Raw genomic sequence first — 12347 nt, 5'->3', positions numbered from 1 at the left:
TTGTGGTATAATGTTCTACAATTTAAGAGATACTGATTAAGTATGGCAGCATAACAAGGAGGTCATAATTATGTGTACAGCAGCAGCTTATAAAACAAAGGATTTCTATTTTGGAAGAACACTCGATTACGAATTTTCATATGGAGATGAGATTGCGGTAACACCGCGAAACTATGTGTTTGATTTCAGGCATGCGGGAAAGCTTGAAAACCATTATGCAATCATTGGAATGGCACATGTGGCAGGCGATTATCCTCTTTACTATGATGCAATAAATGAAAAGGGACTCGGTATGGCAGGACTGAATTTCGTGGGAAATGCAGCGTATGCGGCAGCAGACGAAAACAGCTCATGCGAGAATGGCACATGCGGCATCGCAAAGACAAAGGTGGCACAGTTTGAGTTTATACCGTGGATATTGTCACTATGCGCTACGGTAGCGGATGCAAAGGAAAAATTAAATCGTATTTTACTGGTAGATACACCATTTAGCAGTCAGCTTCCGGTTGCACAGCTACACTGGATTATAGCCGACAAAAATGAGTGCATTGTGGTGGAGTCGATGGCAGACGGTATGCATGTTTACGACAATCCGGTAGGTGTACTCACAAACAATCCGCCATTCCCATATCAGATGGCAGCACTCAATAATTATAGAGGCTTATCCACAAAGCAGCCTGAAAATACATTTGCACCGGGAGTGGAGCTTAGTGCATATAGCCGCGGAATGGGAGGTCTGGGACTGCCGGGAGATTTATCATCACAGTCACGCTTTGTACGTGTGGCATTCACAAAGCAAAACTCCAAATCGGATGACAGTGAGAATGCGAGTGTGAGCCAGTTCTTCCACATATTAGGCGCTGTAGACCAGCAGAGAGGCCTGTGCGAGGTGACAGAGGGCAAATATGAGATTACGCTCTACACATCATGCTGCAACTGCGACAAGGGCATCTATTATTACACCACATATGACAATAGCCAGATCACAGCGGTAGACATGAACAGGGAAAATCTTGATGAGAAGCTGCTTATCAGATATCCTGTTATTACGGAGGGAAAGATTTGTTGGCAGAATTAGAGCATTTATTTGAGCTGCAGGATAAAAATTACAGGGAATTTCATGCGAGGCTTATGCCCAATATTGAAAAAGACCGCATAATAGGAATAAGAGTCCCGGTGCTTAGAAAGTACGCAAAGGAGCTTGCTCGTGGCAGCAGGCTCTTTTTGTCGGTTCAAAAAGAGAAACGGGTCTGTAATACTGTAAAGGAAAATGACTGTGACAATGTGGAAAAGTTTCTAAACAGTCTGCCACATTACTACTATGAGGAAAATAACCTGCATATGTTTCTTATTATGCAGATGAAGGATTATGATACGGCATTGGCTTATCTGGAAGCATTCCTTCCATACATAGACAACTGGGCGACCTGCGACAGTGGCGTACCGGCTGTGTTCAAAAAGCACAAAAAGGACCTTCTCTTGCATGTATATGAGTGGCTGGATTCAGATAAACCATACACTGTCAGATATGGCATTGGCACTTTGATGCGCTTATATCTCGATGAGGATTTTGATATAAAATACGCTTTAGATGTGGCAAAAATCCGTTCCAAGGAGTATTATGTAAACATGATGAAGGCGTGGTATATCGCTACGGCACTTGCAAAGCAGTATGATGCAGTGCTGCCGATATTGCAGGAAAGGTTCATGGATAGCTGGAGCCACAACAAGGCGATACAAAAGGCGCGTGAGAGCTATCGCATTACGCCACAGCAGAAGGAGTATCTGAGCACATTAAAGGTGCTGAGTGATTAAAATTAAAAATCCGGCTGAAATGTTCGACGTGCGGTTATGCATGATTACCGGCATAATCAGTTATAGAAAGAGACATAAAATATATGAAAATAAAAAGCTTATTTGAATCAAAATTTATAAAGGTGTTTGACCTTCAGTACGGGGAGGGCAGGCATTATTATAATGCCACAAGGAGAGCTGAAGAAGACCTTGTAGCCGCTAAATCCACAGAGGAGTTCAAGAAAATGCTTCCGGATGCGGTGAGCTGCGTTGTGATATGGAATCCGTCAGATGATGAGAAATCCGGTCATGAGCCATGTCTGTTAATGAACCGCGAGTTCCGATATCCGACAGGTCAGTACCTGCTCAGCGTACCGGCAGGGCTTATAGACCCTGAGGATTGCATCGGAGATAATGATAATACAGCACCGCTCATAAAGACCGCCATGCGTGAGCTTAATGAGGAGACCGGCCTTAAAGTGACAGAAAAAGACACGGTTTCTATAATCAATCCATGTCTTTTCAGCACACCGGGCATGACAGATGAAAGCAACGCTCTTGTAAAGATTGTACTTAACCGTGATAGCCTTAATGGAATGTCGCAGGAGGGCGCAGTGGGCGGTGAGCTCTTTGACGGATTCGACCTTCTGACTAAAGCGCAGGCGAAGAAGATACTTGAGGATGGAGTGGACGAGCACGGCATATACTATTCCGTGTATACATGGGCGGCACTCACATATTTCGTGGCAGACCTGTGGAGGTAGATATAGAATGTAGCGTGGTTAGCCCGGGAGACGGTCATATGCTCTCGTAGAGCGACTAGCGAAGCTGTTTAGAGTCTGTAGAATTATGCCCTGTTAACATAGTACATCGTTCTGCAAATAACTGGACCAATAACTTGCCTGAATTTCCATCTGCGGCATCAGAAAAACTTGACGTAGCCCGCTACGCCTGCGTTTTTCTTCTTTGCAGAATGAAAATTCATTCTGCGTTATTGAACCAGTTAATTTTTGTACGCTGTACTTGAAATGCACCGGCATGGACGCCGGGGCAAGGCGTTATGTGCCATGGACGGCACATAAAAGCCGGTTTCGTCAAGCATAGAAATCTTTCGAGCATAATTCGTACAGCCTCTTAACAGCATAGCGTTAGCTCCTAGAGAGCATATGGCTGCCTCCCGGGTTAACCATGCGGCTACAGCAGTGATAATACGGAGGAATAACATGAACGATAAAAAATACTCGCTGCGCCCATATCTGCTAGCATACAAATGGCACTATGCGATAGGCATTTTTGTGCTCCTTGCAGTAGACCTTGCCAATCTGTACATTCCGCAGTTTATTGGGGAGATAATCGACGGAATCACTGCAGGAAAGCTCGATATGGCGGGCGTGGGCGGCATTATATTTAAGATATTGATAACAGGCCTGATAATCATGGCGGGGCGCTTTGGATGGAGATATTTCATCATCGGAGCATCGAGAGGAATAGAATACAGACTGCGCGATGATATGTTTTCGCATATGGAGACACTCTCGGCGCGTTATTACAACAGCCACAAGACAGGAGACCTTATGGCATATTTCACCAATGATTTACAGGCGGTCAGGATGGGAACCGGAATGGCTGTCATCACAGTGTTTGACGCGGTAATCATGACGGTGATGGTGCTTGTCAAAATGGTAGTATACGTGGATTTTAAGCTGACATTGTTTGCTTTTATTCCACTTATTTTTATTGCAATCGGCTGCTATTTTTATGGAATAGAGTCCAAAAAGCGTCAGGTGAAAAGGCAGGATGCTTTCTCATATCTGTCTGACAAGGTGCAGGAGAGCATTGCCGGTATCCGCGTGGTAAAGGCATTTGTGCAGGAGGACGAGGACTTTAAGCAGTTTGAAAAGGCCTGTGAGAACAGCAGGGAGAAAAATCTTGCCGTGGTAAAGCTTCGTGCTGTCTTTGGTCCGGCGTTAGATGCTGTAATCGGAATAAGCGTGATAGTGACACTTATTGCAGGCGGCAGGATGGTGCTTGACGGTCAGGTTTCGATAGGTCAGTTTGTGGCATTCAACTCATACATCGATATGCTTGTGTGGCCTATGATTGCGGCAGGTGACTGCATCAACACATTTTCCCAGGCGGCTGCGGCATGGGGCAGAATCCGGACTATTTTCGAGGAAAAGCCTGATATTGTCGATATGGTGCCACCGGAAAAGGTAATAGAAAATGATGGTGCTTCTGATAAAATACAGATACATGGTGATATACAGCTTAGCCACCTCACCTTCGCATACCCTGACGGCACCAAGCCGGTGCTTTCAGACGTGAGCATACATGTGAAGCAGGGCGAGATGCTTGGTATCTTAGGACGTACCGGAAGCGGAAAATCGTCACTTGCAGACCTTTTGCTTAGAGTCTATGACTGTGAAAACGGCATGATACTTTTGGATGACCGCCCGATAACAGACTATCCGCTGGCGGTTTTGCACCGTGATATCTCATATGTGCCACAGGAGAATTTCCTGTTTTCCGACACACTCGAGGAGAATATTGCATTCGGTCTGGAGGACAGGATTGCCGACAACCCGGCAATTCTTGATGCGGTAAAACAGGCTGCAAAGGATGCGTGTATACACGATAATATCATGGGCTTTCCGGATGAGTACAAGACCATGGTTGGAGAGCGCGGAGTGACACTTTCGGGAGGGCAGAAGCAGCGAAGCTCAATAGCCAGAGCACTTTTAAAGGATTCTGCAATCCTCATACTGGATGATTCGCTTTCTGCTGTCGATACCGATACAGAGGAGCAGATACTTGAAAACCTCATGGAAACCAGACAGGGAAAGACAACCATAGTGATTGCTCACAGGATTTCCACCCTGCAGAAGGCTGACCATGTGGCAGTGCTTTCTGACGGAAAACTGACAGAGTATGGCACTCCTGAAGAGCTGCTTGAGCTTGGCGGTTTTTACGCTGATATCAGCCATAAGCAGCAGCTTGAGAGTGAGCTTGGCAGCTAAAGGGTTTAAAACTCGTTGTTATGCAGATTTGTCTGTTTGACAATAAATAGCTACAAAATAACAGAGAAGATTATAGTATGAATTCGAGTAAAAATATAAATAAAAAAGAAATGAATAAAAAAAGCTCCACAATGCGCCTTGTAGCCTACATGAAGCCGTATGCCCACTGGGTGATTTTCGCCCTTTTGCTGGTGCTTGGACTGACAGCCTTTGACCTTTACAGGCCGATGCTGGTGGGAGATGCAATTGATACCTTTGGAGCAAATGGGGATTATGATGTAATAATTGCTACAGCTATCAAATATGCGGTGGTACTTGCCTTGAGCTTTGTATTCAACATCGCTCAGACCTGGATATTGCAGAAAACAGGCCAGAATATCATTCTTCAGATGAGAAAGGACCTCTACAGGCATATCCAGTCGCTCGGCAGCAGGTATTTTGATATCACGCCGGTTGGAAAGCTTGTAACCCGTGTGACCAATGATGTTGAGGCTCTCAATGAGATGTATTCGGGCATTCTCGTACAGCTTTTCAGAAATATTGTAAAAATAGTGGGACTTGCAGGCGTTATGCTCGTGCTTGACGTGAGGCTTGCTGCGATATCATTTGTGCTGATGCCGCTTGTAATTGGGCTTACGGTGCTGTGCCAGAAAATTGCCAGAAATATTTACAGGCTTTACCGTACGCGCCTGACTGACATCAATACATTTTTGTCCGAGCATCTTTCGGGAATGAAAATTATACAGATATTTGGCAGGCAGGAGCGCAAGTTTGAGGAATTTCATGATAAAAATACAAAGCTCTACAAGGCTTTTTACAGGGAGATGCTTATGTATGCGGTATTCCGTCCGCTTATCTATATTCTGAGCATTTTGTCGCTTATGATAGTGCTGTGGTTCGGAAGCAGAAATGTGTTTGATGAGATTATTTCGGTCGGCACTCTGTATATTTTCTCGAATTACATCAGGTCATTTTTCGACCCGATACAGGAGCTTGCAGAGCAGTTTTCGACATTGCAGTCATCAATTGCATCCGCCGAGAAGATATTTACGGTTATGGATGAGGATGAATTTATTCCTGAGGTCGAAAATCCAAAGCAGCCGGATAAAATCACCGGAAAAATTGAATTTGACCATGTATGGTTTGCCTACGACGGCGAAAACTATGTGCTTAAGGATGTCTCATTTGTCATTAATCCGGGCGAGAAGGTGGCCTTTGTCGGCGCAACCGGAGCAGGAAAATCATCCATTTTAAATCTGATAGGCAGGTATTATGATATACAAAAGGGACATATCTACATTGATGGCATCGATATCAGACAGCTTAGCAAAAAGCAGCTTCGCAGTGCAATCGGTCAGATGCAGCAGGATGTGTTCATATTCGAGGGGGATGTGGCGTACAATATCCGCCTGAATGATGACGATATCACGGATGCGCAGGTGAAGGAGGCAGCAGAATATGTAAACGCCTCACACTTTATCGAAAAGCTCCCACAGGGCTATCACGAGCCGGTTACGGAGCGCGGTGCGACCTTCTCGGCAGGAGAGCGTCAGCTATTGTCCTTTGCAAGGACACTTGCCCACAATCCGAGCATATTGGTCATGGACGAGGCAACAGCCAACATAGATACAGAGACAGAAATTCTCATACAGGAGGCGCTCGAAAAGCTCATGGATGGCAGGACAACAATCATGGTTGCGCACCGTCTGTCCACTATCCAGCATGCCGACTGCATCATGGTCATGCACAAGGGACGCATATGTGAGCGCGGTACGCACAGGGAGCTTTTAGAGCAGGATGGCATATACAGGAAGCTGTATGAGCTGCAGATATCGTAGGGAAGGCTGGTATGGAAAATAAAATAAACAATAACTGTCAGATTTTTATAGAAAAAACGGACTCCATAGCAGGCCGTGAGAAGGAGTTAATTCCACATGTGTCTGCCTATTATGTGGATAAATACACCACTATTTCAGAAAAAGGTGTAAAAACAGGCAGCAACAGGCTGTGTGGCACAGCTAATCAGGAGCTTTTGGCAGGATACATGCTATACAAATATCTGGGGATATCATCGGATGAACAGCTGGTCAGAAATGAGCACGGCAAGCCGGAAATAGCAGCCGGGTATAAGAATGAGCGCGCGACCTTTTTTAATCTGGCACACAGCGGCCCGTATGTGGTGCTTGCAATATCGGACAGGCCCGTTGGCGTGGACATAGAGCAGACAAAACGCATGAGCTTCAATGTGGCAAAGCGCATAATGCGAAAGGAGCAGCTTGACAAACTCGAAGGCTTTGAGAATGAATCTGAGGCATTTCAAATTGAGCTTGCAAAATACTGGACACAGTATGAGGCGATAATGAAGCTTGTCGGTACAGGCTTTTCAGGGGAGCTGGATGATAAGACGATGGAGGCTTATGAAAAAAGGGTAGTGTTTCGTGAGCTTGATGATTATGTAATTGCAGTGGTGACAGAGTAGGGATTGAAAAAAATCTTGATTTTTGTAAGCATATAAGCAGGGATTGCGTCTATATAAGTGAAGGAAGCCATTTATGGAAGCATAATGATGCAGTTGTATATTTTAAGGGGGGATTTGCCATGAAGAAAATTCAATTGTTTTTAAAGTACTTAGTTTTAATGTTGTTTTTAATAGTATGGATAATTATAATGTTTTTCACCGATTATATGAATTCACAGTCGTTTAAGCTATATTGCATGTTTACAGTGGGGTGTGGATGTGCATACTCAATCTGGCAGAAAACCTATGTACCGGATGCAAAATCATATATTGCAGAAAAAGCATTAGCGTTAATACTTATAGTAGCTGCCTTCATCAGATTATTATGTTTTTAATAAAAAAATCAAAATACGTAACAGACTTTTCTGTTGCGTATTTTTGGTTAAAAAAAATAAGGAGTATGTTTATCATTATATAACTTAAAGAAGATTTTATGAATGAAAAAATATCTGATCAGAAAATTGTAAGACATTATCTTGACAGACTTGAAAGTGCCATATTAGAAACAAAGAATAAGTATGGAAAACTGATTAATCTTATTGCGTACAATATCCTTTGCAGTAAAGATGATGCAGATGAATGTGAAAACGATACATATTTAAATGTATGGAACAGTATTCCACCAAATGAGCCTGAAAATCTAAAAGCATATTGTTTAAGGATTTCAAGAAATCTTGCTATTAAAAGGTACAGATACAATTTGGCTCAAAAGAGAGACAACAGCAAACAGTTATCACTTGAAAAAATAATGGAGGAGTGTGGGGATATTTTCCCGGAGCAAAGTAACGTAAGTGATGAAAATGAAATTAAAATAATTATCAATAAATTTCTTATGGATTTACCTTTAAAAAAAAGAAAGGTATTTATGCTGAGATATTGGTATTTTTTATCCGTGAAAGAAATAATGGAAGAATGCAAAATGTCTAAAAGTCAAGTGGAAGTCGCTCTTTTTAGGATGAGAAAATTGTTGAAAGAAGAATTTGAGGAAAGGGGGTATATTCATGGATGATAAGAGACTGGATGTCATGAGTTTGGTGAAAGATGAATATATTGTGGAGACTGCACCCAAAACTTTTTTTAACAGGAAGAAATTAAGAGCAAAAAGATATATGAAATTGGTTGCGTGTGTGGCAATTATAGCAACTGTGTTTAGTGTTTCACCGATGCGTTCGTGGGCAGATTATATTGTTAAAAAGTTGAAGATTACTATAAATTTTAATGAGAATAATGTCAATATAGGTGATGCATACGAAACTAAAATCACGATACCTAAAGATTGTAAAAAAGTTCAATATGATAATGTAATATATTTGACAAAAGCATATAATTCTATAGATACGTTAGAATCAGATATTAATGAAAACTTTTATTCGTGGCAGACAGAGTACAAAATATTGGATGAAGCTCTATTAAATATAGTACCTGATAAATACGCTAGAATCTTTTTTGATTATGATATACCACCGGATGGAGAAAAAGATGGAATATCAGGTGTGTCTGAATATGTGTATATTCCTATAAACGGAAAGGATTTTATTAAAGAGCTGGCTTTGGAAAATAAGGCATTGTCATACTGTCAGTTTGATGAAAGCGGTAATATAGAGCTTTATAAGCAGAACATAGAATACGAGTTGGTTAAACAATATAAGAGCAAAAAATTAGATACTCAGGTGATTGTTGTAAAAGAAAAATTTAATATCAAAATGTCGGATAATGGAATAGATGATAGCTGTTCTGATGAGCTTTATTATTGCTATTTTGCCAAATCAGGGAATGTATATATGATACAGTGTATTGGCTCGTTGGAGGGGGCATGTAGGGTTATTGAAACAATGGGAGAATAAAGTCAAATGGAGGTAACATATGATAAAAAGAAAAATAATTATGTTGATAGTTATGATTACAATCTCATGGAGTTATGTAATGATTCCGAAATTCGTGTATGCGGAAGATAAATTGATGCCGTATAGAGAGGTATTAATTGAAATGAATAATAAATTGGGAACAGATTATTCATTTCCGGAAGAAACTCAATTACAAGAGAATGGACAAAAGCAAGATGATATTGTTAAATTTTTTTCAAGAATGACTTTAGAAGAATTTAGGAAATATATATATAAAGCATATTTAAATCAGATAAGTAACGGCTCTAACCAATATTCAAGAGGTGAAGAGTTTAATATACAGTCAATAGCATTTTCGAAAAGGCAAAATGTATATTATAATAGTAATTCGATTTTTATTAATACAACTATTTATTCAGCTGATGGTTGTGATAGATATAGTAGTATAAATAATTATGGATACACGAAAAAAGGATATCCATATTATAAACCAAACAAGATGACTAAAACGTTTGGTTCAGGAAATAAAACAGTTACATGTAAATTTTTTTGTACCCAATATGTAGCACAGAATATTGTTTCGTCTTCAAAATATACGCTAGTCGCTACTTTTTCTGCATCTGGTGGAGATGTAAATTATACTAGTATATATAAGGGGAATATGACTTAATTAAACATATATTTATATTGACATAAATTATACGTGACTTTGTTGTGAAAGTGGATGAAACCGCCAGAATTTATATATTTTAATTTCCAGGTTGTGGATGTGCATACTCAATCTGGAAGAAGAACTATGTACCGGATGCAAGATCATATATTGCAGAAAAAGCATTAGCATTAATACTTATAGTAGCTGCCTTTATCAGATTATTATGTTTTTAATAAAAAAATCAAAATACGTAACAGACTTTTCTGTTGACTTTTCTGTTGCGTATTTTATTGTTGTTTTTTTACTCATATATGTTAGAATATAATCTAAGTGAAGGAAGCTATTTATGGAATCATAATGTTGTAGTTATATATTTAAGGGGGATTTGCCATGAAGAAGATTCAATTATTTTTAAAGTACTTAGTTTTAATGCTGTTTTTAATAGCATGGATTATTATAATGTTTTTCACTGATTGTATGAATTCGCAGTCGTTTAAGCTATATTGCATGTTTGTAGTGGGGTGTGGATGTGCATACTCAATCTGGGAGAAAACCTATGTACCGGATGCAAGGTCATATATTGCAGAAAAAGCATTAGCATTAATACTTATAGTAGCTGTCTTCATCAGATTATTATGTTTTTAAAAAATAAGGAGAATGTTTATCATTATATAACTTAAAGAAGATTTTATGAATGAAAAAATATCTGATCAGAAAATTGTAAGACATTATCTTGACAGACTTGAAAGTGCCATATTAGAAACAAAGAATAAGTATGGAAAACTGATTAACCTTATAGCGTACAATATCCTTTGCAGTAAAGATGATGCTGATGAATGTGAAAACGATACATATTTAAATGTATGGAACAGTATTCCGCCAAATGAGCCTGAAAATTTAAAAGCATATTGTTTAAGGATTTCAAGAAATCTTGCTATTAAAAGGTACAGATACAATTCTGCTCAAAAGAGAGACAACAGCAAACAGTTATCACTTGAAAAAATAATGGAGGAGTGTGGGGATATTTTCCCGGAGCAAAGTAACGTGACAAACTATAAAAGAAAAATAATTATGTTGATAGTTATGATTACAATCTCATGGAGTTATGTAATGATTCCGAAATCCGTGTATGCGGAAGATGAATTGATGCCGTATAGAGAGGTATTAATTGAAATGAATAATAAATTGGGAACAGATTATTCATTTCCGGAAGGAACGAGAGTGTAATATAAAGTGTGTAAGTTACCGGTAACAAAACTTTACGCACTTTATATTACACTCTCAATCTTTTCTAAATAGTTCTTATCATATTACCAGAATCCAGTTTCACTATTTTCTATAATAATCATCATATGTTTATTTTGTATTTTGCTAACATCTCCAAATTGGTCTTTTTGCATTTTTCAGCTTCTTCAAGTGCAGCTTTCAATAATTCAGGGTTATTATATACCCTATCCCTTGGAGTCGTATATGATTCTTCGATACACTGCTTTATAAATTCTCTTTCGCTCTCTTTCTCTTTTTGCAAGCATTCCATAAAATCATCATGATTATTTGTGAGTATTAAGACCAGTGAATCGTCAATAAATTTATCACACATTCTAAGAACATTTATTGTATATTCCTTCGCATACTTCACATAAGATGTTAAATCTGTCACCTCAGCAAACACTGGAAGAACTAATTCCTTTGTTATTTCAGCAGACTTCTCTACTACCTCAATCATGTTTTGTTCATTGTACTCAAACCCCATTCCATATTCATAGGTCGGTGAGAACATTTGAAGTTGAAGTCCGGTATAATCAAACGCCCATTTAAAGAGTTTGTCCTCGGTGCAGCCATGTGTCCAATCAGCACGTTTAGAAAAATATACCGACATAATACCTGCAGTAATGGTAAAACCTTTATTGCCTTTGAGCCATGCCGGAACCTTTTTTAATCCAATAAAATAGATCAGCTCCTGATTTACCACCTTCACAAATCTTTGCAATTTAGAGCACCATTGATATCCTTGTTCTGTTAGAAATTTACAATATACATCCTTAAAAGCTTTGTTAAGCGTCATAATTGTTCCTTTCAATTATCCAAAAATCAATTTATATGCAAGTGCAAAGCTTGCAGCATCGTCAGTAACTCCAATTCCGCCACTAAGGAAATCCTCAGCCACAGTACCTCCAATGATTACAATTCCGACTACTGTTCCCCAAAACGCATAATCGTTTGATGGGGATGTTTTTGGTGTATACTGATACCCTTTTTCCTTTTCTGTTTCCGGCTTTGGAACTACTACCGGGTATGGTTCCTCCTTTCTGTTTTGTTACAATGTCTTCCTCAACAGCATTATGAATATAATTCCACGCATGTTCTTCAATTAGTTCTTGCCAGTCCCACCAATTATTAAAGGAAAAACCAGATGGCATACTACTTATTATACCACTTGTATCAAGACTATTCCATACACTTATCGGTGATGTTCCAATATCCTAAAATGAATTTCTGTTGCGTATTTTATTGTTGTTTTT

13 protein-coding genes are annotated in these 12347 nt (G+C 39.6%); 12 read left to right on the top strand and 1 reads right to left on the bottom strand.

The annotated features are described in order from the left end of the window. The first annotated feature begins 70 nt into the window (after positions 1–70). The 12 genes from bsh (at position 71) to ACW6PM_RS09095 (ending at position 11052) form a co-directional block, all read left to right on the top strand. Complete coding sequence (gene bsh, locus ACW6PM_RS09150; RefSeq protein ID WP_456056959.1) at positions 71–1078, top strand: choloylglycine hydrolase; 1008 nt, start codon at positions 71–73, stop codon at positions 1076–1078. Next, on the top strand, positions 1066–1815 hold the full coding sequence (locus ACW6PM_RS09145; protein WP_456056958.1) for a DNA alkylation repair protein: 750 nt from the start codon (positions 1066–1068) through the stop codon (positions 1813–1815). The genes bsh and ACW6PM_RS09145 overlap by 13 nt, the downstream gene beginning before the upstream one ends. Before the next feature lie 83 nt (positions 1816–1898). Then, positions 1899–2558 carry an NUDIX hydrolase gene (locus ACW6PM_RS09140; protein WP_456056957.1) on the top strand — a complete coding sequence of 220 codons (660 nt, stop codon included), beginning with the start codon at positions 1899–1901 and terminating at the stop codon, positions 2556–2558. 459 nt (positions 2559–3017) lie between these two features. Next, entirely contained in the window at positions 3018–4811 is a 1794-nt protein-coding gene (locus ACW6PM_RS09135; RefSeq protein ID WP_456056956.1) for an ABC transporter ATP-binding protein, read from the top strand. Positions 4812–4888: 77 nt separating this feature from the next. Then, on the top strand, positions 4889–6649 hold the full coding sequence (locus tag ACW6PM_RS09130) for an ABC transporter ATP-binding protein (protein WP_456056955.1): 1761 nt from the start codon (positions 4889–4891) through the stop codon (positions 6647–6649). A gap of 11 nt (positions 6650–6660) precedes the next feature. Then, positions 6661–7290 carry a 4'-phosphopantetheinyl transferase family protein gene (locus ACW6PM_RS09125; protein WP_456056954.1) on the top strand — a complete coding sequence of 210 codons (630 nt, stop codon included), beginning with the start codon at positions 6661–6663 and terminating at the stop codon, positions 7288–7290. Between the two features lie 119 nt (positions 7291–7409). After that, a complete protein-coding gene (locus ACW6PM_RS09120) occupies positions 7410–7664 on the top strand; it encodes a hypothetical protein (protein WP_456056953.1) in 255 nt (84 codons plus the stop codon). Between the two features lie 98 nt (positions 7665–7762). Further along, positions 7763–8338, top strand: a complete 576-nt coding sequence (locus ACW6PM_RS09115) for an RNA polymerase sigma factor (protein ID WP_308500367.1) — start codon at positions 7763–7765, stop codon at positions 8336–8338. Beyond that, positions 8331–9173, top strand: coding sequence for a hypothetical protein (locus ACW6PM_RS09110; protein WP_456056952.1), 843 nt, complete (start codon positions 8331–8333; stop codon positions 9171–9173). The genes ACW6PM_RS09115 and ACW6PM_RS09110 overlap by 8 nt, the downstream gene beginning before the upstream one ends. A 19-nt stretch (positions 9174–9192) precedes the next feature. Then, a complete protein-coding gene (locus ACW6PM_RS09105) occupies positions 9193–9843 on the top strand; it encodes a hypothetical protein (protein ID WP_456056951.1) in 651 nt (216 codons plus the stop codon). Positions 9844–10215: 372 nt separating this feature from the next. Next, a complete protein-coding gene (locus tag ACW6PM_RS09100) occupies positions 10216–10470 on the top strand; it encodes a hypothetical protein (RefSeq protein WP_456056950.1) in 255 nt (84 codons plus the stop codon). A 45-nt stretch (positions 10471–10515) separates the two neighbouring features. Beyond that, positions 10516–11052: an RNA polymerase sigma factor gene (locus ACW6PM_RS09095; RefSeq protein ID WP_308500157.1), complete on the top strand. Its 537-nt coding sequence runs from the start codon at positions 10516–10518 to the stop codon at positions 11050–11052. Positions 11053–11173: 121 nt separating this feature from the next. Here ACW6PM_RS09095 and ACW6PM_RS09090 read toward each other — a convergent pair whose 3' ends face one another. After that, positions 11174–11890, bottom strand: coding sequence for a hypothetical protein (locus ACW6PM_RS09090; RefSeq protein WP_015517178.1), 717 nt, complete (start codon positions 11888–11890; stop codon positions 11174–11176). Positions 11891–12347 lie beyond the last annotated feature (457 nt).

This window comes from Agathobacter sp., from assembly GCF_977054825.1.
The sequence above is the reverse complement of the archived record's forward strand: the minus strand, read 5'-3'. Positions and strand labels throughout refer to the sequence as shown.